24 protein-coding genes are annotated in these 22909 nt (G+C 35.7%); 10 read left to right on the top strand and 14 right to left on the bottom strand.

What is annotated here, in order from left to right:
• The first annotated feature begins 2 nt into the window (after positions 1–2).
• The 4 genes from BTHG_RS03020 to BTHG_RS03035 all read left to right on the top strand — a co-directional run bounded on the left by BTHG_RS03020 (position 3) and on the right by BTHG_RS03035 (position 3149).
• Positions 3–863 carry an ABC transporter permease gene (locus BTHG_RS03020; RefSeq protein ID WP_187370749.1) on the top strand — a complete coding sequence of 287 codons (861 nt, stop codon included), beginning with the start codon at positions 3–5 and terminating at the stop codon, positions 861–863.
• Positions 856–1872: an ABC transporter permease gene (locus BTHG_RS03025; RefSeq protein WP_010282152.1), complete on the top strand. Its 1017-nt coding sequence runs from the start codon at positions 856–858 to the stop codon at positions 1870–1872. The genes BTHG_RS03020 and BTHG_RS03025 overlap by 8 nt, the downstream gene beginning before the upstream one ends.
• Positions 1873–1991: 119 nt before the next feature.
• Entirely contained in the window at positions 1992–2282 is a 291-nt protein-coding gene (locus BTHG_RS03030) for an FAD-dependent oxidoreductase (RefSeq protein WP_010282154.1), read from the top strand.
• A gap of 516 nt (positions 2283–2798) precedes the next feature.
• Positions 2799–3149, top strand: a complete 351-nt coding sequence (locus BTHG_RS03035) for a hypothetical protein (RefSeq protein ID WP_010282157.1) — start codon at positions 2799–2801, stop codon at positions 3147–3149.
• Positions 3150–3226: 77 nt separating this feature from the next.
• Here the strand turns inward: BTHG_RS03035 and BTHG_RS03040 are convergent, their stop codons facing one another.
• Positions 3227–3484: a hypothetical protein gene (locus BTHG_RS03040; RefSeq protein WP_010282158.1), complete on the bottom strand. Its 258-nt coding sequence runs from the start codon at positions 3482–3484 to the stop codon at positions 3227–3229.
• Between the two features lie 137 nt (positions 3485–3621).
• On the opposite strand from BTHG_RS03040, the gene BTHG_RS26650 reads away from it, so the two are divergent.
• Both BTHG_RS26650 and BTHG_RS24160 read left to right on the top strand, forming a co-directional pair.
• Complete coding sequence (locus BTHG_RS26650) at positions 3622–3849, top strand: alanine--tRNA ligase-related protein (RefSeq protein WP_010282160.1); 228 nt, start codon at positions 3622–3624, stop codon at positions 3847–3849.
• Between the two features lie 49 nt (positions 3850–3898).
• Positions 3899–4804: a DHHA1 domain-containing protein gene (locus BTHG_RS24160; RefSeq protein WP_010282162.1), complete on the top strand. Its 906-nt coding sequence runs from the start codon at positions 3899–3901 to the stop codon at positions 4802–4804.
• 40 nt (positions 4805–4844) lie between these two features.
• Here the strand turns inward: BTHG_RS24160 and ytvI are convergent, their stop codons facing one another.
• From ytvI to BTHG_RS03065, 4 genes are all read right to left on the bottom strand, one after another.
• Positions 4845–5894 (bottom strand): sporulation integral membrane protein YtvI, encoded by a 1050-nt coding sequence (ytvI, locus tag BTHG_RS03050; RefSeq protein WP_010282164.1) that lies wholly within the window; start codon positions 5892–5894, stop codon positions 4845–4847.
• A gap of 217 nt (positions 5895–6111) precedes the next feature.
• On the bottom strand, positions 6112–8559 hold the full coding sequence (parC, locus tag BTHG_RS03055; RefSeq protein WP_010282166.1) for a DNA topoisomerase IV subunit A: 2448 nt from the start codon (positions 8557–8559) through the stop codon (positions 6112–6114).
• Between the two features lie 6 nt (positions 8560–8565).
• On the bottom strand, positions 8566–10548 hold the full coding sequence (gene parE / locus BTHG_RS03060; protein ID WP_087947059.1) for a DNA topoisomerase IV subunit B: 1983 nt from the start codon (positions 10546–10548) through the stop codon (positions 8566–8568).
• A 219-nt stretch (positions 10549–10767) separates the two neighbouring features.
• Positions 10768–11181: a CoA-binding protein gene (locus BTHG_RS03065; RefSeq protein WP_010282174.1), complete on the bottom strand. Its 414-nt coding sequence runs from the start codon at positions 11179–11181 to the stop codon at positions 10768–10770.
• A 288-nt stretch (positions 11182–11469) separates the two neighbouring features.
• Here BTHG_RS03065 and plsY point away from each other — a divergent pair, with 288 nt between their 5' ends.
• A complete protein-coding gene (plsY, locus tag BTHG_RS03070; protein ID WP_026021674.1) occupies positions 11470–12078 on the top strand; it encodes a glycerol-3-phosphate 1-O-acyltransferase PlsY in 609 nt (202 codons plus the stop codon).
• Between the two features lie 40 nt (positions 12079–12118).
• Here plsY and BTHG_RS03075 read toward each other — a convergent pair whose 3' ends face one another.
• Positions 12119–13903 carry a S9 family peptidase gene (locus tag BTHG_RS03075; RefSeq protein WP_010282183.1) on the bottom strand — a complete coding sequence of 595 codons (1785 nt, stop codon included), beginning with the start codon at positions 13901–13903 and terminating at the stop codon, positions 12119–12121.
• A gap of 188 nt (positions 13904–14091) precedes the next feature.
• Here BTHG_RS03075 and BTHG_RS03080 point away from each other — a divergent pair, with 188 nt between their 5' ends.
• Positions 14092–15279 (top strand): CapA family protein, encoded by a 1188-nt coding sequence (locus BTHG_RS03080; protein ID WP_010282184.1) that lies wholly within the window; start codon positions 14092–14094, stop codon positions 15277–15279.
• Positions 15280–15307: 28 nt separating this feature from the next.
• On the opposite strand, the gene BTHG_RS03085 is transcribed toward BTHG_RS03080, so the two are convergent.
• The 6 genes from BTHG_RS03085 to acnA form a co-directional block, all read right to left on the bottom strand.
• Complete coding sequence (locus BTHG_RS03085; protein ID WP_010282190.1) at positions 15308–15739, bottom strand: acyl-CoA thioesterase; 432 nt, start codon at positions 15737–15739, stop codon at positions 15308–15310.
• A gap of 333 nt (positions 15740–16072) precedes the next feature.
• Positions 16073–16306 (bottom strand): small acid-soluble spore protein Tlp, encoded by a 234-nt coding sequence (gene tlp, locus BTHG_RS03090; protein ID WP_010282191.1) that lies wholly within the window; start codon positions 16304–16306, stop codon positions 16073–16075.
• Between the two features lie 162 nt (positions 16307–16468).
• The gene (locus BTHG_RS03095) at positions 16469–16606 is read right to left on the bottom strand and encodes an acid-soluble spore protein N (RefSeq protein WP_010282192.1); all 138 of its coding nucleotides are present in this window, start codon (positions 16604–16606) and stop codon (positions 16469–16471) included.
• Positions 16607–16707: 101 nt separating this feature from the next.
• Entirely contained in the window at positions 16708–16839 is a 132-nt protein-coding gene (locus BTHG_RS03100; RefSeq protein WP_010282194.1) for an FbpB family small basic protein, read from the bottom strand.
• A 160-nt stretch (positions 16840–16999) separates the two neighbouring features.
• The gene (locus tag BTHG_RS03105; RefSeq protein WP_010282195.1) at positions 17000–17524 is read right to left on the bottom strand and encodes a TlpA disulfide reductase family protein; all 525 of its coding nucleotides are present in this window, start codon (positions 17522–17524) and stop codon (positions 17000–17002) included.
• Between the two features lie 156 nt (positions 17525–17680).
• On the bottom strand, positions 17681–20389 hold the full coding sequence (acnA, locus tag BTHG_RS03110) for an aconitate hydratase AcnA (protein WP_010282197.1): 2709 nt from the start codon (positions 20387–20389) through the stop codon (positions 17681–17683).
• A 220-nt stretch (positions 20390–20609) separates the two neighbouring features.
• On the opposite strand from acnA, the gene sspO reads away from it, so the two are divergent.
• Positions 20610–20759 (top strand): small acid-soluble spore protein O, encoded by a 150-nt coding sequence (gene sspO / locus BTHG_RS03115; RefSeq protein ID WP_010282199.1) that lies wholly within the window; start codon positions 20610–20612, stop codon positions 20757–20759.
• A 39-nt stretch (positions 20760–20798) separates the two neighbouring features.
• On the opposite strand, the gene BTHG_RS03120 is transcribed toward sspO, so the two are convergent.
• Positions 20799–21053, bottom strand: coding sequence for a hypothetical protein (locus tag BTHG_RS03120; RefSeq protein ID WP_010282202.1), 255 nt, complete (start codon positions 21051–21053; stop codon positions 20799–20801).
• Between the two features lie 125 nt (positions 21054–21178).
• On the opposite strand from BTHG_RS03120, the gene BTHG_RS03125 reads away from it, so the two are divergent.
• A complete protein-coding gene (locus BTHG_RS03125; RefSeq protein ID WP_010282204.1) occupies positions 21179–21322 on the top strand; it encodes a small acid-soluble spore protein P in 144 nt (47 codons plus the stop codon).
• 38 nt (positions 21323–21360) lie between these two features.
• On the opposite strand, the gene selA is transcribed toward BTHG_RS03125, so the two are convergent.
• Positions 21361–22761: an L-seryl-tRNA(Sec) selenium transferase gene (gene selA / locus BTHG_RS03130; RefSeq protein WP_010282205.1), complete on the bottom strand. Its 1401-nt coding sequence runs from the start codon at positions 22759–22761 to the stop codon at positions 21361–21363.
• Between the last annotated feature and the right edge of the window lie 148 nt (positions 22762–22909).

The following is a 22909-nucleotide window of genomic DNA, read 5'->3' on the forward strand; positions in this document are numbered from 1 at the left end:
ACTTGAAAAATATTCTATTGCAATCAAGTGCATTAGGGATTGTGTCTTGTGGCATGACAGCTATCCTAATTGGTGGGGGAAATCATGTCTTAAAAGGAGGAATTGATTTATCATTAGCAAACAATCTTGCACTAAATGTTGCTATCACTGCTGTTCTTATCAATAATGGATTTTCTTTCGTAACGGCTTTTTCAGTTGCATTCTTGTGTAGTTTAATAATAGGGATAATTAATGCTGTTTCAATTATTAAATTGAAAATCATTCCTCTATTAAGTACTTTAGCTATGATGTATTTACTGCAGGGAATCGTTTTATTAATTACAAATAACACCGTTGTAAATGTGACTGATCCAATAATGATCACATTAGCGACTACTGAACTTTTAGGATTACCTATACAGATTTGGATTTTCGCCATTATAGGCGCCGTATTGTACATTCTTTTTCATAAGTCTATTTTTGGGAATTGGGTTCATGCCGTTGGAGGCAATTCACAAGCAGCTATAAATGCCGGTATCAATGTAACTTTAATCGTAGGAATGACTTATGTAATTGCTTCAATAACGGCAGCATTAGCAGGCTTATTAGTTACTGCTCGTTTATCTGGAAGTGTTCCAGGAATAGGTGATTTGATGTTATTAGACGTATTACTTGCAGGTTATATGAGTGCCGTTTTTTCCCGTTTGTCAATTCCCAATATGACGGGAGCCATTTTTAGTGCCATTTTTGTTGGAATGTTATCCAATGGTTTTACATTAATAAATGTTCCTACTTACTGGGTTTATGCAATAAAAGGAGCCTTAATATTGATGGCCGTTTCAATTACAACTATACAGCAAAGGAGAGTAACAGTTCATGGCTAAGCTTGTAGTGAAAAACAGTGTACATCAAAGTCCTCTTCTAAGACTTGGAAGTAATTCGTTACATTATAGCACTCTCATTGCGTTATTATCTATTGTTATCCTATTCTTCTTCACTGTTCCTTCCTTTCTAAGCATGAATAATATAGCAAATATATTGAGTCAATCTGCAGTATTAGCTTTGGTAGCTATTGGTTTATGTTTTATCGTTACTTCAGGAGGGATAGATCTATCCGTAGCTGTATCTTTTGATCTTGGAGCAATGGTCGCTGTTATTGCTTTGCAATCAGGGTTAGGGTGGTTTACAGCCTTACTATTAGGACTTACTGCAGGTGCAGCGGTTGGCCTTTTTAATAGTTTTTTTGTAGTGAAACTGAAAATAAGTGCCTTTTTAGTAACGCTTGGAACCCTTTTTATCGGAGAAAGTATCGAAAAAATTTTTACAAGAGGGGGAGAACCGATTTATTTGCCATGGATGGATGAGGCTTTCCAGTTTCTTGGACGTGGTAGCTTTTTTGTTTTTGAGACAGGTACAGGAGGAGTAACGAATTTTAAATTTTCAATCCTGCTCGCTCTTTTTATAGCAGTAGTGGCCCATTTTATTCTTAAGAGAACTGTGTATGGTCGCAAATTATATGCAATAGGATCCAGTAGAGAAGCGGCGATGCTATCAGGTATACCAGTTGGTAGGTATACAATCTATGCCTTTGTCATAACTGGAATGATTTGCGCATTAGCTGGAATGATCGGTTCCTCTGTATTGACAGCTTTTACTCCTTTAAGTGGCAGATATTATCTTATGGATGCAATCGGTGCTGTTTTTATTAGTAGTACTTTAAGCAGACAAGGTCGGGTCAACATACCTGGAACAATAATTGGCGTATTATTTTTTGGGATTGTAGCGAATGGCTTGAACCTAATGGGAATTAGCTATTATTGGCAAGGTGTTGTACGTGGGCTATTAATATTCCTCATACTTGCAGTAAATTCTATCATTTCAAATAAAAGATAGTAGATAGACTTTCTCTATGCGTAGCCGGTCTATAAATGGAGAACAAAAACTAGCAGAGGATAACAAATTAGAATTCTGAGTAGCTCTTTTTTATTGAACGAAAGGGGTAGTTGTGTTCAATGAGCCGATACTTTAGTTCAATACAAAACAGAAGGATCCGCCGCGGCGGATTCTTCTTACTTTTGACTCAATCATGTTTTGGAAAATCTTTAGGTTGCGAAATAAACCATCTTGGTGGAATCATAACAGATGAGTTAGGCAGGACAAACATTGAAGGTGTCTATGCTGCAGGTGACACCTCCGTTATCGCTCCTTCACAAGTGATTATTGCAGCGGCTCAGGGCAGTAGAGCAGCAATTGGAGTGAATACAGACCCAACTCAAGAGAATTTTAATATTAAAATATTGTGAAACAATGTACTTAAACTAATGAGTGGTTTAGTTATATATGCATTTACTTCAAATAAGGCGTTATATATAAGATTTTATGCAAGACTTGAATATAACGCCTTATTTTTTTAATGCAATAAATATACTGCTATAATCAATGTCTAATGAATGCTAAGTACAGTTAGATTTGCAGATACCAGATAACTATTATTGGTCAAAATAATTAATAAATCTTTGTTCATTTAGATATTTTTGCCAAAAGGGGGAAATACAAAAGATTCTTGTCAATTAAGACAACACTTTTATGTCATTAGTTTACTAAAGACTATACTTATGTTTTGTTAGATTTATTTAGTTTACATAATATCTATTCTAGGAACTTAGTTATTTTCAATAAATTATAGCAAAATCCATGCTATAATTAAAACATCTTTAGGATTGTTAATTTATTTTTAGAAACTATTACTTACAGTTTTATTAGTAAACGGAACTTTATACACTATGCCGTATACATTTAACCCAGGAGTTGATTTACATATGCCGTACGAAAGTAAAATTAGACCTCATAATGCTGATCGTGTAACTAAAAATACAACAATTAGCCGTAGTTTACTCGAACAAATAAAGATAATCGCAAATAATGATCAAGTTCCGCTAAATCAATTACTATCTGAAGCAATTGATTATGTATTGGATACTTATAAGAAACCTAAAGAATTTAAAGCTCCAACTAAACCTAAAGACCGAATTCAAATGGGTACGACATTTAGTAATGCTCAATATGAGTTGCTAAAAGACCGCGCTCGTAGACTCAATACACATGCCAACACATTGATCGAAGTTGGAATAGAATTTATCATTAAAAAATATCAAAATCATTCATTCTAACCCTCCCTCTATTTTCTCTTTATTTTAGTTTACATAATACTATTATGATAAACTTCCGCCGTTTTTAAAAATCTAACTCAATTCAACATCCCGCGAATATTCATAAATATAGCCAGCATCTCTTCCATTTCAGCATGATTAACCCTAACCGGCAATTGATCATTTAACGTAATAAAATTCTCTTGTTCCCCATTTTCTAGTATTTTCAATAAATAATCACAGATTGCCTCAAGCCTCTCCTTGCTGATAACCGACTGAGTATTCATATGCTTGAATTGCGTTAACACAAATGCGTCTTCTTCAATTTCTCCCACAATTAAACGATTTTCCTCCATTATTTATTCCTCCTTTTTTACCTTTAAATTGCTCCTCCTCCCTCTTATTTATTACAACGAATCTGTTTTATTAATTGAATCTTTCGGTCTTTTTTAGTATGTTTTTATTATCTACTTTCGAAAGGATCGAATTCTAAATGACAAAAAAGTTATATTATGAAAATCCCTATTTAACCAACTGGACAACTTCCGTTACAAATATTATTAAAAAAGATGATTTCTATCTGGTTACCCTTGAAGAAACGGCGTTTTACCCTGAGGGTGGTGGGCAGCCATCTGACACAGGACAAATTGATAACATTAAGGTATTAGATGTATATCAAGAAGCTGGTGAAGTGTTCCATAAACTCCCCCCATCCCCCTGAAAACACGACAGTTGAATGTCAAATCGAATGGGAGTTAAGATATGACCATATGCAGCAACATACAGGGCAGCACTTGCTGTCTGCAATCTGTATTGACGAATATGATGCACACACATCAAGCTTCCATTTAGGAAAAGACACCGTTTCAATTGATTTGAGCGTTTCCGAATTTAGTGACAATCAACTCATACATATTGAAAATCAAGTTAATAAAGCTATTTATGAAAATCGTGTAATTAAAACATATTTTGTTTCTAAAGAACAAGCCGGTACACTCCCACTTAGAAAAATGCCTGACGTTGAAGGCGATGAAATGCGCATAGTTGAAATAGACGGTATTGATACATCTGCTTGTGCAGGCACACATGTATCGAGGACTGGTGAATTAGGACTCATGAAGCTGTTAAAAACGGAGAAAAGTAAGGGAAATACACGTGTTTACTTTATTTTCGGTGGTCGTGCATTAAAGGATTATCAACAAACACATAACGTATTAACCACTTTAGCCAATCAACATAGCACAAACCGTGAAGGGCTAATTGACAAAATTGCTAAAATTGAAACGGAAAATAAACAATACCAAAGAGAAATTGAGGAGTTAAAAGGAAAAATTGATCATTTTCTAGCTCAGGAGCTCATTCAAACTCATAACGACCCTATCATTAACAAGACTTTTGAAGATAAATCTTTAAAAGAGCTTCAAGGAATTGCAAGACAAATTAACGCAGCATCCAATCAATGTGTCATTTTTACAACAACCCTAGAAAATAAGCTACTCATTTCACATAATGGATCTATTTCTGTTCAATGTGGTCCCTTATTCAAACAAGAATTGAAAAATTTCAACGGGAAAGGTGGCGGCAATAATACCTCTGCCCAGGCCGCATTCGAAAATGCAAATGATTTGGACACATTTAAAAACTTTTTAGACTCAAAAATAAGGGAATCATTATAACAAAAGAGCTACCTAGTGTTAGGTAGCTCTTTTCTTCTTATTAATCATTTTTAATACTAAAGTTAATAACTCCGGCTTTTGTTAATGAATCATAAAGAATCACCAATAGCGGACCAAGCAGCAGTCCCACAATACCTAGTATCTTAAATCCTAAATACATACTGATGAGGGCTGCTAATGCACTGATACCAAAACTTTGTGAATACACCTTAGGTTCAATGATTTTTCGAATGACTGTTATTAACACGAAAAGAATCAATAACCCTACCCCAAGTTTAGTGTTTCCGTTAATTAAAACAAAAATAGACCACGGAACAATGAATGAACCTGTACCTAATATAGGTAATAAATCGACAACTACAATCAGTAAAGAGACGACTAATAGATACTTAACATCTAAAATCCAAAGCCCAATATACGTGATGATAAACGTTACACCACTGAGAACAATTTGGGCTTTTAAAAAGCCAACAAATATCTTTTTCAATTGAGTTGTGACAATCTTTACTTTTTCAATTGCGCTTTCTTGCAGTGTATCTTTTAGTTTGTTTTTAATTGTTGGAAGATCGTTCATGATAAGAAAAGCTGCAACTAAATACACAATTAGCTCTAATAACAACTGTGGAAGACTTGATACAAAACCAAAAGTACCTTCTGTAATATTCCTAGCTAGGACAATCAATAAATCCTGGAAGGAATACAGAGTATTCATAATTGAATCCATGACTTCCTTTGGCAAGTCCTCAAAATAGGTTTCTAACTTTTCAAAGGTTGCAAGGATTTTGTCAGTATCAATACTTGAGACATAAAACGGAATATTTTTTACAACTGTAATCACTTGATTAATAATCACATTGATTAATAAATATCCTAAAAACAATAAAAACACCATAAAAATCACAAATGTGACTGTAACAGAATAAATACGTTTGAATCGGTATTTGGTAATTAAGAAATTAACAATTGGCTCCAATAAAAGAGCAGTAAGAAAGGCCAAAATCAATGAAATTGACATTGGTAATAAATACAACAGCACTATTGCTGTAACGACAAGGAAAATGTTTCGTTTATTAAAATATTTTTTTACCATTTTTGCAAAATTACCTACTCTCTACTAAATCAAATGCCCTTGGCGTAAATGCGCCTGTTTTTATAGGCCTACAGGAAATAAATCCATTATCCCTATAAAATTATTGTACAGTAAAGCAGGCATATTTAAAATATAAATATTTTTCAAAATTAAAGCTTCTGAGTTGCAACGTTTATTATTCATAGCTAAAAGCAGCTACCTTAAGTAGCTGCTAAGATTATGATTTTATTTCATCAGAATTGTCCTCTTTTGTGACAATCCATGCATCGATTACCTCTCCCGCTTCATCTGTATCAACTACAAACGAACCATTGCTATACCGATCATTTGAACGTAAGGATTTTGTTTCAACAGATTCAATTTTTCCGTTTTGTGTCTTTATGAAAAGTTCATCTACATTAGTCACAAAATATGCTCCAGCAATTCGATGCGGATGATTTTTAAGTTCACGAAGCATTACTAATCCACGTTTTGCGCGTGTTGCTTTTTCAAATTCCGTAATTTTCATTTTCTTGACGGCTCCACGTTGTGTAACAATACTTAGTTCTGCTGGTGTAGATGGTGGTACGACATATCCAGCGACAACATGATCCCCGTCTTTCAGGTTAATTCCTTTCACACCCGCTGCTCTTTGACCAACGATGTTTACTTCTTCTTCTCCAAACCAGAGTCCATACCCAAGCTGGGTAATTAAGAACACATCCATATTTCCGTTCGTGATATGAACATTTACTACTTCATCATCATTTTTCAGATTAACCGCAACGAGTGGTTTTGAATATCGTTGGGCCTTGTATAATGAGAGCTCAGACTTTTTCACCATTCCGTTTTTGGTGACGAAAAATAGATATTCTGGTAACTCAAAATTCGTTACAGGAAGTGCCTCAATAATGAATTCATCACGATCTATGCTAATAATATTGGCAACATGCTGACCAAGGTCCTTCCATCTAATATCAGGCAGCTCATGTACAGGAATGTATAAATAGTTCCCTTTGTTTGTAAAGAGTAGTAATGTATCCGTGGTATTGATTTCAAACTTGTGTAACAGACGGTCTGTATCCTTCATACCGAAATCAAGTCCGTTTGAAGCGGCATAGGACCGTGGGCTAGTCCGCTTTACATAGCCGTCCTGAGTAACTGTTACAATCACATCCTCAGATGGAATCATCACCTCCAGATTAATCTTTATTTCTTCTATTTCTTCTTCAATTTTTGAACGGCGATTATCTGCATATGTTTTTTTCACACGCTTAAGGTCTGTCTTAATAACCTGAAAAAGCTTGCGTTCATTTTGAAGAATCTCCACTAATTCACTGATTTTCTTGTTTAACTCATCAAATTCCTGTTGTAGTGCCGTGATGTCTGTATTCGTTAAACGATATAATTGCAAGGAAACGATTGCTTCAGCCTGTGGTTCTGTAAAGTCAAATTTATTGATTAAATTATTCTTCGCGTCTTTCTTATCCTTTGAAGCACGAATGGTTGCAATAACTTCATCTAAGATGGATAACGCCTTAATAAGACCTTCTACAACATGCTGACGATCACGTGCCTTTTCCAATTCATAATGAGATCGATTGGTAATAACCTCTTTTTGGTGGTTAATGTACGCATCCAGGATTTTCGGTAAACTCATCAATACTGGTCGTCTGTCTAAAATTGCAACCATGTTAAAGTTGTAGTTTATTTGAAGATCAGTATTTTTATAGAGGAAGTTTAACACTCCATGTGCATCTGCATCTTTTTTTAGTTCAATGACAATCCTTAAACCTGTTCGGTCTGTTTCGTCGCGAACTTCATTTATTCCTTCTACTTTTCGGTCTAAACGAATCTCATCAATCTTTTTAACCATATTTGCTTTATTCACTTCATATGGAATTTCAGTTACAACAATTTGCTGTTTTCCACCACGAAGATCCTCAATTTCCGCTTTCCCACGTACAATGATTTTTCCTTTTCCGGTTTCATAGGCTTTCTTAATTCCTTCAATCCCTTGGATAATTCCTCCAGTAGGGAAATCTGGGCCTTTAATCACTTGCATAAGTTCATCGACCGTTGAATGTGGATTGTCGATTCGCATAATAACACCATCAATAACCTCACCGAGATGATGTGGCGGAATATCAGTTGCATACCCTGCAGAAATTCCTGTTGAACCATTAACAAGCAAATTAGGAAAACTAGCTGGTAAAACAACTGGTTCTTTACTTGTATCATCAAAGTTTGGAATAAATTCAACTGTATTTTTGTCAATATCCTGTAACAGCTCAGAAGCTAGTCTTGAAAGACGTGCTTCTGTATAACGCATTGCTGCTGGTGGGTCACCATCGTTACTACCGTTATTTCCATGCATTTCAACTAGAACGTTTCGAACCTTCCAGTCCTGACTTAAACGAACCATTGCATCATATACAGAAGTATCACCATGTGGATGGTAGTTACCAATTACGTTACCAACAGTTTTAGCCGATTTACGAAACCCTTTATCAGCTGTATTTCCTTCGACATGCATCGCATAAAGAATACGTCTTTGAACTGGTTTTAAACCATCTCTTGCATCAGGCAATGCACGATCTTGTATTATATATTTACTATATCTTCCGAAACGATCGCCGATTACCTCCTCTAGAGGCAAATCACGATATCTCTCTGTTTGTACCATCTATTGTTACTCCCCTTCTACGACCGATAAGTTTTCATTGTCCAATATATTCGAATCATCCTCAAGACCAAAAGCAACATTCGTTTCAATCCACTTACGTCTTGGTTCTACCTTATCACCCATAAGTGTTGTTATTCTACGCTCGGCTCTTGCTCCATCATCAATTCGGACTCGAATTAACGTTCTCGTTTCAGGGTTCATAGTTGTATCCCATAATTGATCAGCGTTCATTTCTCCTAAACCTTTGTAGCGCTGAATGATATAGCCTTTTCCAATCTTATTGATAGCACTCTGTAATTCACTATCATCCCAAGCATACTCAATGACTTCTTTCTTTCCCGCTCCCTTACTAACTTTGTACAGGGGTGGAAGTGCAATATAGACCTTGCCTGCTTCAATTAAAGGCTTCATATAACGGTAAAAGAATGTTAAAAGTAAGACTTGAATATGTGCTCCGTCAGTATCGGCATCTGTCATAATGACTATTTTATCATAGTTGATATCTTCAACAGTAAAGTCTGCTCCTACTCCGCCGCCAATTGTATGAATAATTGTATTGATTTCTTCATTTTTAAAAATATCAGCAAGCTTTGCTTTTTCCGTATTGATGACTTTACCTCTTAGAGGAAGAACTGCTTGAAAGCGACGGTCGCGCCCTTGTTTAGCTGAACCTCCAGCAGAATCACCTTCCACTAAATAAAGTTCATTTTTTTCAGGATTTCGAGATTGTGCAGGCGTTAGTTTACCACTTAGCAAGGTTTCGGATTTCTTTCGTTTTTTCCCACTTCTCGCTTCCTCTCTCGCTTTTCGAGCAGCATCTCTTGCTTGAGAAGCTTTAATTGCCTTTTTAACAAGAAGTGTACTAACATCTGGATTTTCCTCAAGAAAATATGCTAGATTTTCTGACACAACTGAATCTACTGCTGAACGAGCTTCACTTGTTCCAAGTTTTCCTTTTGTTTGACCTTCAAATTGCAATAATTCTTCAGGTATACGAACAGATACAATAGCCGTTAATCCCTCACGAATATCCGATCCATCAAGATTTTTATCTTTTTCTTTCAATTGACCAGTTTTACGTGCATATTCATTAAAAGCACGGGTTAATGCAGTTTTTGAACCAACTTCATGTGTTCCCCCGTCCTTTGTTCTTACATTGTTGACAAAAGATAAGATATTTTCAGAATACCCATCATTGAATTGAAAAGCAAAATCTACTTCAATTCGGTTTTGTATACCTTCAAAAGATACAACAGGATGTAACACATCCTTTTCTTCGTTTAAGTATTGTACAAATGCTTCTAGGCCATTTTCATAATGATAAACCTCATGGAAACCATTCCGTTCATCGAGAATTTCAATTTTCAACCCTTTTAACAGAAAAGCTGATTCTCTCAAGCGTTCACTTAATATTTCAAAATTAAAAGTGGTTGTATTGAAAATGGTTGGATCTGGCTTAAAATGGATGGTTGTACCTGTTTGATTTGTCTTCCCTTTATTCTCAAGTGTCGTAGCAGGTTTTCCGCCATTTTCAAAGCGCTGCTCATAAACAAAACCATTACGTTTAATTGTTACAGTTAGCCACTCTGATAATGCATTAACTACAGAAGCTCCAACACCATGAAGGCCACCACTTGCTTTATATCCACCTTGTCCGAATTTTCCACCTGCGTGTAGCACAGTGAAAATAACTTCTGGTGTTGGCTTTCCCATTTTATGCATGCCTGTTGGCATTCCTCGTCCTTTATCTTGAACACTTATACTATTATCTTTATGGATTTTAACAATGATGTGATTCCCATAACCAGACAAAGCTTCATCCACTGAGTTGTCTACAATTTCATAAACAAGATGGTGAAGACCTTTACTATCTGTACTCCCAATATACATACCTGGTCTCTTTCTAACGGCTTCAAGGCCTTCTAAGACCTGTATTGCATCATCATTGTATTCAAATTGTTGCTTTACCAAAAAACATACCCCTTTCATATACAAAACACTTGGAGTTACCCAAGTAAATAAGCTAACAAATAGCCTCTCTCTATATAAGTAGTATCACTAATTTAAGAATTCTTACTTAACAGAACAAACGTTTTGTTTTTTAATGCCCTACCTTTTATTTTATATCTTTATCTAGATTTGGCAAACCGTTTCTCAAGAAAAAGGAGAAAATCCTTGTAATAACAAGGATTTTTGTCTTGTGATCTGTTATTTTGTCAAAGCATGTTCAACCTTAATACAACGATCCATTACAACGGTAATCCCACGTTCCTTTAAATAATTGTATGCTTCTTCACTTACACATCCAAGCTGTGACCAAAACACATCCGCGTCAACTTGACCAAATTCCTTCGCAACATCCATTAAATGCTCTGAGCGTCGAAAAACATTAACAATATCGACATGGCCTTCAATATCCTTAAGAGAATTAACTGCTTTTACACCTAATGACTCATCAATATTTGGATTTACAGGAATAATTTCATATCCAGCATCCTGCATTGCCTTACTTACCATATTGGAGGTTCTGTCCGGATTGTCAGATAAACCTACAACAGCAATCCTTTTACTTTTCTTTAAAATTTCACCAAGTTCAGCACGAGTTGGAATTTCCATTGGCATTTTCGTACAGTCCCCTTTTTTATTTTCTTAACGGCGTCATAATATCTCTCATAGTATTTCGGTCCCAAGCAGAGATATTCCTGCATATATTTTGATTTTCAACACTTTTGATTGTACTTTAAACAAAATTCAATAATTTTTTGTCGAAATTAAAAGAAAAATTCATTATCAGGAAAAATTTCTAGTATAATGAGAATACTTGTACAAGCATGGTATTATTACAACAGAATGGTACCATGTTGCAGGAGCACTTATCTTTATTATTTTATTAAAGGAGTTATGTGTATGATACTAAATATTGTTATTATACTCCTGGCTTATCTTCTTGGCTCGATTCCTTCAGGGCTAATCGTTGGGAAGGTTGGCTATGGTATTGATATTCGGGAACATGGCAGTGGAAATTTAGGTGGAACAAACACATTCCGTACGCTAGGAAAAAAAGCAGGCTTAATCGTAACGACTGCTGATATTTTGAAAGGGACATTAGCAACCCTGCTACCTTTTCTATTATTGGGGGATTCATTTCCTGATTATTTTCCATTATTAGTTGGTATGGTGGCAGTTGTGGGGCACATGTATCCAATTTTTGCAGGCTTTAAAGGTGGAAAAGCAGTCGCAACCTCCGGTGGGGTTCTATTAGGATATAATCCACTCCTATTTGTAACTACCTTATTATGTTTTTTTATTTTCTTAAAATTAACGAAAATGGTTTCATTATCTTCAATGCTAGTAGCAATTTATTGCATCACTTACAGTATTGTATATAGTATTTTCTTTAAAACCGATTATCCTTTAATCATCGTTGTTACATTACTAGCGGTTTTTGTCTTTTATCGTCACCGTGCAAACATTGCCCGAATCAAAAATAAAACAGAACCTAAAATTAAGTGGTTATAATATAGACGTGTGAGCCTTAATGGCCACACGTCCTTCTTTTCTAGATAAAACGATCAAAAAATTCTAGTATTTTTCGGTTTACCTTTATTTCATTTTCTTTTTTCGAAAATCCATGCCCTTCATCTTCAAGCACCACGTATTCAACTTCCCTACCTTTACCTTGCAATGCCTGAACAATCTTATCAGACTCTGCTTTCACAACACGAGGGTCATTTGCCCCTTGAATAACTAACATCGGCTTTATCATACCATCTAAATGTGTGATTGGTGAGAATTCAATTAACTTTTCACGGTCTTTCACTGGATCACCAACCCATTGATTCATGACAGGCTTCCAATGTTCTGGAACTGAATCAATAAATGAGAATAAATCGCTCGGTCCAAAGATATCAATGACAGCTTTAAAGTATTCAGAATGCTTCCCGTGAAGCAAGAGAGACATATATCCACCATAGCTACCACCCAATAGAAGAATTTTTTCACGGTCTGCATATCCATTTTTGATTAACCATTCAAGTCCTTCGATATTATCAAGGCGTGGACCATTTCCCCAGTCACCCTCTACCATTTTCGTAAATTCCAAACCGTAACCTGTTGAGCCTCGGAAATTTGGAGCAAAAACACTATACCCACGGTTTACTAAAAATTGAAACATTGCTCTAAATGATTTCCTTTCAGCAGACTGTGGTCCACCATGTGGCCATAGAATAACATGACCATTTGATACTTCCTCATTGGCCCTAAAGAATAATGCCTCTATATCCAACCCATCAAAGGATGGATATTTAATAACTTCCGGATGAACTAGCTGGGCTTCGCTCACTCCAGGAACTCCAAAATTTGTACATGCTACCCACGTACCTTCAGTAGCTTGGCGCTTATAAATATTAAATGGACTTGTTGAAGATCGCCCTAATATATATAGGTTGTTATCTTCTGAGACGATTAACTTTTCAATCACAGAAGTTGGGAATTCAAGCTTTTTTAATTGGCCTGATTCAATGTGATAGGCATACAGATAATCCTCAACACCTTTTTCACTTACAATGTAAATGGTTTGTGTTTGTTTATTATATGTAATTGACTTAAAATCTTCTTTTTCAAGGGACACAACCCTAGAAAATTCATTCTTTTCCACGTCATATTTTGCTAGATATGAAAAATCATCATCATAATCTGTCAATAAATAGATTATCGTTTCTGTAGTAAATAGGACGTCCGAAACGGTATGTTGTTTATCAGTTTCTGGTGTTAAGCGTGTTTCTTTTCTATCTTGATGTAAAAAGGCCAATGAATAAGTATTTGCAAAGTGTTTTAAATAAATTTGGCCAATTTCCTCTGGACTAAGGGCGATTAAATAGGTTGCTGCATCTTGTCCTTCGTTAATAATCGTTTCCTCGTCCGTTTCTAAGTTATAACAATATGAGCTTAAACACATCGGGTTGTCTTTGGTTGAAGTATAAAACAATTTTTTTCCATCCTTTGATAGGATAGGGTTCATATGTCGATGCCTTTCATGAATACGGACTGGCTTTAACTCCCCACCCTGTGGCTGTATAGCATATAACTGAGTATTTTCGTCGCCATCTTTATCAAAGCCCGCAATTAAAAATTGACCATTTTTATCATAAGAAAGCTCCTGGCAACTTTGATCATTAAAAGTTAGCGGATATGGGAATTGATTCGGCAAATCCATTGCCCAAAGATTATACTTTCCACTGAGATTTGTACTAAATACTAGCTGTTTTTCATCGGGACTGATCGTGAAATTTTGAATCCCAAAGGTTCTAAAAAATTGTTCTACATCTGGCTTTTGAAACTCCATTATATACACCTACTTATCTAGATTTAAGTTCTATTACAATAATTCGACGATTTTTTAGATTCTCCTCCACTATTATTTCGAATCGTGAAATATATAAAAAACTTTGACAATATTCGATAAATTTCTAACATTTTTTCATAATTTTATATTATAGTAGAGTTATCATCTAATATGAGGAGCAATGTTATATGAGAAGTAGCAGAAGAAAAAAAAAGTCGTTACCTTTCACCAAATATCTCATTAGTTTCATCATTCTATTACTCGTTCCAATCGTTATTTATTTCAGTTTAAACAATGTAAAAGCAAATACGAATACGGTAAGCTACATCGCTCATAATCATGAATTTAAAAAAACAGAACAGAACTTTAAACCTTTTACCACTTCTATGACGCTTGCAGCAATTGGAGATATATTAATTCATTCTACTGTTTACAATGACGCGAAAACTGGTGATGGATATGATTTTAAACCTATGATAGCAAATGTGAAGGGATTACTTGAACAGTCAGATCTCACAATTGCAAATCAAGAAACAATCGTTGGCGGAACGGAAATTGGTTTATCGACTTACCCTAGCTTTAATAGCCCTTTTGAGGTTGCTGATGCATTTAAAGATGCTGGCGTAGACATTGTTTCGATCGCGAATAATCATACACTTGACCGCGGTGAAAAGGCAATTTTAAGTGCAACAAATTATTTAAATAAAATTGGCATGGAATATACTGGAGGCTACCAAAGTCCTGAAGACAAAAGTAAAATTCGGGTATTAAATCGAAATGGAATCAGCATTGCATTCCTTTCCTACACATATGGAACAAATGGAATCCCTGTTCCAAAGGGGAAAGATTATCTGGTTAACTTAATTGACATGGAATTCATTAAAAAAGATATAAAAGAGGCAAAAAAGGTAGCTGATGTCGTTTCGGTTAGCATGCACTGGGGAAATGAGTATCAACTATTCCCAAATGATTACCAAAAACAACTAGCACAACAGCTCGCCGACGAGGGTGTAGATCTTATTATTGGTCACCATCCACATGTGTTACAGCCAATGGATTGGCTAACAGGTAAAAATGGTAATCAAACATTTGTAATTTATTCTCTAGGCAATTTCTTATCTGGACAAATGTGGGATTATAAAGATATTGGTGGGGTTTTGCAAATTGAAATTGTGAAAGAAGTAAAATCAAAGGATGAGACCCTCATCCACATTCAAAATCCACAATTCACCCCAACATTTGTATCAAATAGCCATATTAAAAACTTTAAAGTTGTACCACTACAAGATGCGAATTCCTTCGGGTTAAGCAATGCCTCGAGTAAATACGAGGAAATGACCCACCATATGAATCAATGGCTTGAAAAAGAACAATAAACAAGGCATATCATAAGATATGCCTTGTTTATTTTATTCTGCTTGTTTTTTTGTCATTTTCATAGGCCTCATGCCAGTCAGGATAGTGTTTGCGAATTGAGATTGGGCGAAATGAGTCTTTTTTTACACAAACATGTGAAGAGGTGGCATTAACAGAAACTTCTCCATCTGGTCTTTCGATTTCATAGCCATAAATGACTCGAAGACCATCATAATGTTCAATCCATGTCTTTACTACAGCAGTTTCACCATATCTTAATGGTTTTTTGTATGAAACCTGTAAATCAATAACAGGAGAAATTATACCGTCACTTTCCATTGCTGCATAGTTAAAACCCAAATCCTGAATTAGTTTTGTCCGACCAAGTTCCATCCAAACTAAATAATTAGCATGGTAAACTACCCCCATTTGGTCGGTTTCTGCGTATCGTACTTCGACTTCCTTTTTTGATATGAGCAATTCAAACCTCTCCCTCATTTTAAGTAACGTTCCAATTAATATAGTATCACAAATGGATTGGCCCTAAAAATGAAACAACTAACATAAAAATAGAGTATGCCAATAATAGTGGCATACTCTCAGACTGTTGACAAACGCTCGCATATTGCGGTTGCTTGCCTCTCTCATCTACTCATGAAGGCAACTTCTATTCGCGTCTTCGCTCAGCTGCGCTCCTTATCTGACAAGAGTTTTCAAGATAGTCTGGAAATTGAATTAATATTTAGATATCTTTAATAACTCAAGTAGACAAATTCAGTTTTGACTTTGTCTACACTCTGATACTCTTACACTTTATTGATAACCGTTTTCACGATCAGAAGCTTCGTCTTGAATCTCTTCTCTCATCGCAGCTATTGACTCTTCACGTCGTTGGTTCTTCTCCTGAATTCTACTGCGATCTTGTTCATTTGAGAATTCCATTGCCTCATGAGACTCTTCAATATTTTCAATCGTGTTTTGGACCATGTCTTGTAGCTTTTCTACATTATCACTTCGATCGTCTGGCTTTGGACGGTTCTTTGTCATCCTCATTCCTCCTATGTATTAGAATTACAACTTTATTTTGCTTCAGAAGTGACAAATTTATTTCAAGAAGAAAGAGGTTTCGTATGTAAAAATAGGATATTTTTATACAAAAGAAAAAGGACGTTATCAATAACGCCCTTTTTCTTTTGTGTACATAACACTTTATTCACCTTTAGTTTGCATGACTTGAGCATGTTTTCCAGATGTATCCTGCATTTTTTTCCCTTTATTTCCACCAAATCCACGTGGTTGTGTACCTATTTGGTTGTTTTTAAATTGGTTATGATAATTTTTTGGCATATTTAATTCCCCCTCCTCTTTTTCATTATCACCTATAATCGGGATTCTCATGTAAAACGAAGAGAGGAGATTGTATCCATATCAAAGATTTGATGGAAAATCTACTCAGCTTTTTCTAATCTTTTTTGCTCTAGTCTAGCCTCAATACGCTCCATTGCTTCTTGGTCTTTTAACAATTGTTGTTTGTTTTCATTAACCAAATCCGCAAACGAGACCTTTCTTACTTTTCTCAATTTTCTCACCTTCCTCTATATATCATTGTAATAGTAATAATCTCCAAAAAACGCGGAAATTATTACAAATTTTCGAAAATTTATTTAAAAATTTTATAAAAGTATTTTTAAAACAAAAAATGACATAAAAAAAGAACCAAAACGAATTGGTTCATGTTTGTTACTTTAACTTATTTACTTTACTTTCCAACATTTCTAGGTCCATTTGTCCCTTAATAAAGTCATTAATTGTACCATCTGAATTAATAAAAAATGTTTCAGGTAATCCTAAAACTTGGTAATCACTACTTGCTTGATTTTTAGGATCTACTAAGAGTGGAAATGTATAACCTTTTCCTTCAACAAATGTATGTGCATTTTCCGCTTTTACCTCAGAAGCTGTCATATTCACTGCCAGTACTTCAATATCGTCACTTTTTGTTTCATAAAACTTTTGAATTTCTGGCATTTCTTCACGACACGGTTTACACCAAGAAGCCCAAAAGTTTACAACCACTTTTTTACCTTTTAAGTCAGACAAACGAATTGTTTTATTTTCATTATTTAACAGTTGAAGTTCAAAATCAGGTGCTATATTTCCGACTTCAATTCCAGTTTCTTCTCTTTTTTGATCCTGAACAAATTCAAAAACGGCATAGCCTACAAGGCCAACTAAGACAAGTGTAATAATAAATTTTTTTACCATTTGAATCCTCCGTAAAAAATCAACAATTTCAAAAGGTTCCCTAATCATAATTATATCAATTTAATTTTACAATAGGACAAAATTAAAAGGCAGTTTTGTGAAATTCACAAAACTGCCCAAGAAAAGAAGGTTATGTCCAGCCTCAACCTTTCATTCTTAACCCTTCATTTTATCACGAAGTACCATTTGAAGGATACCACCATGACGATAGTAATCAATTTCAACTTCGCTATCGAAACGAACAAGTACTTCAAATTCTTTCTTGTTTCCTTCTTCGTCAGTAGCTGTTACTTTTACATAGTCACGTGGTTTTACATTCTCATCAATTTGAACTTCAATTGCTTCTTTACCAGTTAAACCAAGAGTTTCAGCATTTTCACCTTGCTTGAATTGTAATGGTAATACACCCATTAAAACAAGATTACTACGGTGAATTCGCTCAAAGCTTTCAGCGATAACCGTTTTAATACCAAGAAGATTTGTACCTTTGGCTGCCCAGTCACGTGATGATCCCATACCATAGTCATTACCAGCGATAACAGCTAGGCCAGTTCCATCTTGCTTGTATTTCATACATGCATCATAGATAGACATTACTTCTTCAGTTGGCCAGTAAGTAGTCCATCCACCCTCTGTACCAGGAGCAATTTGGTTACGAATACGAATATTCGCAAACGTTCCTCTTGTCATGACACGGTCATTACCACGGCGTGAACCATAAGAGTTAAAGTCACGTGGTGAAACACCTTTTTCTTGTAAGTATTTACCTGCAGGCGTATCTTTACCAATTGAACCTGCTGGTGAAATGTGGTCTGTTGTTACTGAGTCACCGAATTTACCAACTACACGCAATCCGTTAAGTGGCTTAACTTCACCTGGCTCTTTAGATAGACCTTCAAAGAATGGTGGATTTTGAATATATGTTGACTCTTCATCCCACACATAAAGTGCTTCATCCGTGCTTTCAATTGCGTTCCAACGCTCATTATCATCAAATACACGCTCGTATTCTTTTCTGAATAGCTCAGGTGTAACAGTCTTTTTAACCTCTGCTTTAACTTCTTCTGCAGAAGGCCAGATGTCGTTAAAGAATACATCGTTTCCATCTTTATCCTTACCGATTGGTTCTTTCTGAAGGTCAATATCAACAGTTCCAGCTAAAGCATATGCCACTACAAGTGGTGGTGATGCTAGGTAGTTACCTTTTACAAGTGGATGAATTCGTCCTTCAAAGTTACGGTTACCAGATAGAACAGAAGTAATGACAAGGTCATTTTCAGCGACTGCTTTTTCAATCTCAGGAGCTAATGGACCTGAGTTACCGATACATGTTGTACATCCATAACCAACTGTGCTAAATCCAAGCTTTTCAAGGTATGGTAGTAAACCAGAGTCTTCTAAATAACCCGTAACAACCTTAGAACCAGGTGCTAAAGATGTTTTTACATATTTAGGAACTTCTAAGCCTAATTCAACCGCTTTCTTTGCAACTAGGCCAGCACCTAACATTACGTATGGGTTTGAAGTATTTGTACAGCTAGTGATTGCAGCGATAGCAATATCACCAGTCTTCATTTGTACTTCTTCACCATCGTTGAACGTTACAGTAATTTCCTTATTTATTTCTTCAGGAGTTAAACCATAACCTTGATTACCTGTTGCCGTTAAAGCAGTATGGTAAGCTTCTTTCATTTTTGAAAGTGGAATTAAATCTTGTGGACGCTTAGGACCAGAAAGATTTGCTTCAATTTCAGAAAGATTGATTTCAACAACATCTGTGAAAGTTGGATCTTGCGCATCTGCCGTATAGAATAAGCCGTTAGCTTTACAGTATTCTTCTACAACTTTGACTTGCTCCTCTTCACGACCTGTTAAGCGAAGGTATTCTAGTGCTTCTCCATCTACCGGGAAGAATCCACAAGTAGCACCGTATTCTGGAGCCATGTTAGAAATTGTTGCACGGTCAGCAAGTGGAAGTTGAGATACTCCAGGACCGAAGAATTCAACAAATTTACCAACAACACCTTTTTGACGTAATACTTGAGTTACTTTAAGTGCTAAGTCAGTAGCAGTTGTGCCATTTGGCAATGTGCCAACAAGTTTTACACCAATAACTTCAGGTACTGGGAAATAGGACGGCTGTCCAAGCATTCCTGCTTCAGCTTCAATTCCTCCAACACCCCATCCAAGTACACCGATACCATTGATCATTGTAGTATGAGAGTCAGTACCTACAAGTGTATCAGGGAATGCTTCGAATTCACCGTTTTCACCTTCAACAGCATGAACAACGTTAGCTAAATATTCAAGGTTAACTTGATGCACGATACCAGTTGCTGGTGGAACAGCACGATAGTTGTCAAATGCTTTTTGTGCCCAACTTAGGAACTTATAACGCTCAGCATTACGTTCGAATTCTAAATCCATATTGTATTTTAATGCATCTAGTGTACCCGCTCTATCAACTTGTACAGAGTGGTCAATAACTAGATCAACTGGAATTTCCGGGTTGATTTTTTGTGGATCTCCACCCATGTCAGCCATTGCTTTGCGAAGTGAAGCTAAATCAACTACGGCAGGTACTCCAGTAAAGTCTTGAAGAATTACACGAGAAGGCTTGAATGGAACATCAACCTCTTGTAATTCATCAGTTCCCCATTTTGCTAAGTTTTCAACATGCTCTTTCGTAATGACTCTACCATCAACTTGACGTAGAACAGATTCTAAAAGAACCTTAATGGAATATGGCAATTTTGAAACGTTACCAATTTTAGCATCTTCTAATGCTTGTAAGCTATAATAGTTATACTTTTTGCCGTTTGCTTCGAATGAAGAACGAGCATTAAATACATCATGCTTTGCCATATGTATACCCCCTTTGTTTAAGTAATAACGCAATTTTACAAAATTGTCGAAATTTAAGAGAATCTATACTCTCCAATCCAATTTCCTTGCAATACATATATTAATATAACTATATTCATAAGTAAATAACAAGATTGTTATTACGTTCTATAAGTTTTACTTATGAGGTTAAAGGATAATTTGTAGTAAACTGAATAAAATAAGGTCGGAGGTGAAAAGGATGTCGAAACGCAAAGCGAATCATGTGCAACCTGGAATGAATGATGCAAGTGCCCAAGGTGTTGGAGCGGGATATAATGAAGAATTCTCTAATGAGCCATTAACGGCAGAACAACGTCAAAACAATAAAAAACGCAAGAAAAATCAATAAGTAAAAATAAAAATGGCCCGCACAATTGCGGGCTTGTTTTTATTCATTTACTTCGTTCATAATCGATTGTAAATCGGATTGAAATTGCTGAAGCTGTTCTTTTTGGTGTTCTGAAGCTACCTCTAACGCATTCTCAATTTGTTCATAGGCTTCATTTACTTCATTTTTCAACCTCTTTAGATGTGCTCCATAATCTGGGTCATTACTAATGATATTTGCATATACATCTTTCGCCTGCTCTGTTCCTTGCTGTGCAGCTTGGAAGGCTTGCTGTTTATCTTTATGATATGGCATTTTTTCAACTCCCTTACGGTAATTCGTGCAATTATAGCTTACCTTTTTTCCAAAAAATCATTCGGTTCCCCTCGCATAAAAAAGTGGAAAAACATTATCCTAATACATATGAAGGAGGGATGAACATGGGAGAAAAAAATACATTTAAAGATATAAGAGCAAACGGTGGCCAAAGCACAGGAAGTCAACCACAACCATTAAGTGGTTCGAAAAAAGTGAAAAACCGCAATCACACAAGGCAAAACAATAACCCAGGACACGATATGTAATAAATTGGACAGTAAAAAGCCGCTACTCTTGCGGCTTTTTACCCAATATGTGTAAAAGCTATAACAATTTCTTCAATATCTTCTTTTTCTATCGTACGAAAATCAAGAATTACTTCCTCATTTTTTATCCGTGCAATAATCGGGGTTGAATGCTGGCGAAGGAGTGTTGCAATCTCCATAGCTGTTCTATTTGAATGAGTTAAACAAACTACATATGTTGGTATCTCAACCCCAGGCATTGTTCCACCACCAATTGGTGAAACATCTTCTTTCATTTGAATGTTAAAATGCTTTGTATTCCCCAATAATTTTTCAGTGAAAATCTGACAACGTTCTTTTATTTCCTCTTTAGTAGCTAAAATATCACGAATCGTTGGTATGTCGGAATAATTCCCTTTCACATATGAAAATAAAGTGGCTTCTAATGCGGCATACGTCATTTTATCTACACGTAATACGCGAGCCATTTGATGTCTCTTTAATTGATCAATCCATGCTTTTTTCCCTACGATAATTCCCGCCTGTGGCCCTCCTAAAAGTTTATCACCACTGAAGGAAGCAAGGTCTACACCTTTCGCTATAACATCTTTAATAACGGGTTCATCACCGATTCCATGCTGTTTAAAATCATACAGGACACCACTTCCAAGGTCCTCATAGATAATAAGATTTTCTTTCTTCTTCTTTAATAAGGCTAATGCTGAGGTTTCTACTGTACTTGTAAAACCAATTGTTTTGAAATTGCTTGTGTGAACTTTAAGAACCATCGATGTTTCATCCGTTAGGGCATTCTCATAATCCTCGAGATGTGTTTTATTGGTTGTGCCCACTTCAATTAGTCTTGCTCCACTTTCTTCCATAATTGACGATATACGAAAGGATCCACCGATTTCTACTAATTGTCCGCGTGAAACAATCACCTCTTTGTCCTTAGCCAAAGCTCTTAAAATTAAATAGACAGCTGCTGCATTATTGTTTACGACCATCGCACTTTCAGCACCTGTTAGCTCCTTTAAGAGGGATTCTACAATTGAATGTCGTGAACCTCTAGTACCATCGTTTATATCATATTCAAGATTCGAATATCCCTTTGAGATAGTAATAATATGTTGAATAACTTCATCACTTAGTCTTGCTCGTCCTAAATTTGTATGTAAAACCGTCCCCGTTGCATTTATCGTTTTTGTTAAATAATATTTTGATCTGTTTACTAGCTCTTCTCCAACCTTGTTAATAATAAATGCCACCATTTCTTCCCTTGAGGAAATCGGTTCATTCCATTCTCCACGAATCATTTTATTCCGAACATTCGTGACTACATCCCTTACTACGCTTGTCATATATCCCTTTTCAACTTGTTGAATTTGTAGAAGATGTTCAAATGCTGGAGATGCTTGCAAGTCATGAATCGCTGGAAGCAGTTGAAACAAATTTTTCATCCTAATTCCCCCACTAAAGCTCGTATACGTCTATTTTTACATGATTCCATCCTTCATTACAAACAGATTGTACAAATTTTTTCTTTTTCACTATCACGAACAGCCTCACTTCTGAATATCTTAAATATAGAATTCCATGGAGGTCAAG

The organism is Bacillus timonensis (genome assembly GCF_000285535.1).
GTDB lineage: Bacteria > Bacillota > Bacilli > Bacillales > Bacillaceae_L > Ferdinandcohnia > Ferdinandcohnia timonensis.

What these genes read in the sequence shown, in the direction of transcription:
- BTHG_RS03125 (WP_010282204.1), top strand. Translation starts at nt 21,179, where the DNA reads ATGGGAGAAAAAAATACATTTAAAGATATAAGAGCAAACGGTGGCCAA.
- BTHG_RS03035 (WP_010282157.1), top strand. Translation starts at nt 2,799, where the DNA reads ATGCCGTACGAAAGTAAAATTAGACCTCATAATGCTGATCGTGTAACT.
- selA (WP_010282205.1), bottom strand. Translation starts at nt 22,761, where the DNA reads ATGAAAAATTTGTTTCAACTGCTTCCAGCGATTCATGACTTGCAAGCA.
- ytvI (WP_010282164.1), bottom strand. Translation starts at nt 5,894, where the DNA reads ATGGTAAAAAAATATTTTAATAAACGAAACATTTTCCTTGTCGTTACA.
- BTHG_RS03095 (WP_010282192.1), bottom strand. Translation starts at nt 16,606, where the DNA reads ATGCCAAAAAATTATCATAACCAATTTAAAAACAACCAAATAGGTACA.
- BTHG_RS03025 (WP_010282152.1), top strand. Translation starts at nt 856, where the DNA reads ATGGCTAAGCTTGTAGTGAAAAACAGTGTACATCAAAGTCCTCTTCTA.
- BTHG_RS24160 (WP_010282162.1), top strand. Translation starts at nt 3,899, where the DNA reads ATGCAGCAACATACAGGGCAGCACTTGCTGTCTGCAATCTGTATTGAC.
- tlp (WP_010282191.1), bottom strand. Translation starts at nt 16,306, where the DNA reads ATGACAAAGAACCGTCCAAAGCCAGACGATCGAAGTGATAATGTAGAA.
- BTHG_RS03030 (WP_010282154.1), top strand. Translation starts at nt 1,992, where the DNA reads ATGAGCCGATACTTTAGTTCAATACAAAACAGAAGGATCCGCCGCGGC.
- parC (WP_010282166.1), bottom strand. Translation starts at nt 8,559, where the DNA reads ATGGTACAAACAGAGAGATATCGTGATTTGCCTCTAGAGGAGGTAATC.
- BTHG_RS03065 (WP_010282174.1), bottom strand. Translation starts at nt 11,181, where the DNA reads ATGCCAATGGAAATTCCAACTCGTGCTGAACTTGGTGAAATTTTAAAG.
- parE (WP_087947059.1), bottom strand. Translation starts at nt 10,548, where the DNA reads ATGAAAGGGGTATGTTTTTTGGTAAAGCAACAATTTGAATACAATGAT.
- BTHG_RS03080 (WP_010282184.1), top strand. Translation starts at nt 14,092, where the DNA reads ATGAGAAGTAGCAGAAGAAAAAAAAAGTCGTTACCTTTCACCAAATAT.
- acnA (WP_010282197.1), bottom strand. Translation starts at nt 20,389, where the DNA reads ATGGCAAAGCATGATGTATTTAATGCTCGTTCTTCATTCGAAGCAAAC.
- sspO (WP_010282199.1), top strand. Translation starts at nt 20,610, where the DNA reads ATGTCGAAACGCAAAGCGAATCATGTGCAACCTGGAATGAATGATGCA.
- BTHG_RS26650 (WP_010282160.1), top strand. Translation starts at nt 3,622, where the DNA reads ATGACAAAAAAGTTATATTATGAAAATCCCTATTTAACCAACTGGACA.
- BTHG_RS03120 (WP_010282202.1), bottom strand. Translation starts at nt 21,053, where the DNA reads ATGCCATATCATAAAGATAAACAGCAAGCCTTCCAAGCTGCACAGCAA.
- BTHG_RS03105 (WP_010282195.1), bottom strand. Translation starts at nt 17,524, where the DNA reads ATGGTAAAAAAATTTATTATTACACTTGTCTTAGTTGGCCTTGTAGGC.
- BTHG_RS03040 (WP_010282158.1), bottom strand. Translation starts at nt 3,484, where the DNA reads ATGGAGGAAAATCGTTTAATTGTGGGAGAAATTGAAGAAGACGCATTT.
- BTHG_RS03075 (WP_010282183.1), bottom strand. Translation starts at nt 13,903, where the DNA reads ATGGAGTTTCAAAAGCCAGATGTAGAACAATTTTTTAGAACCTTTGGG.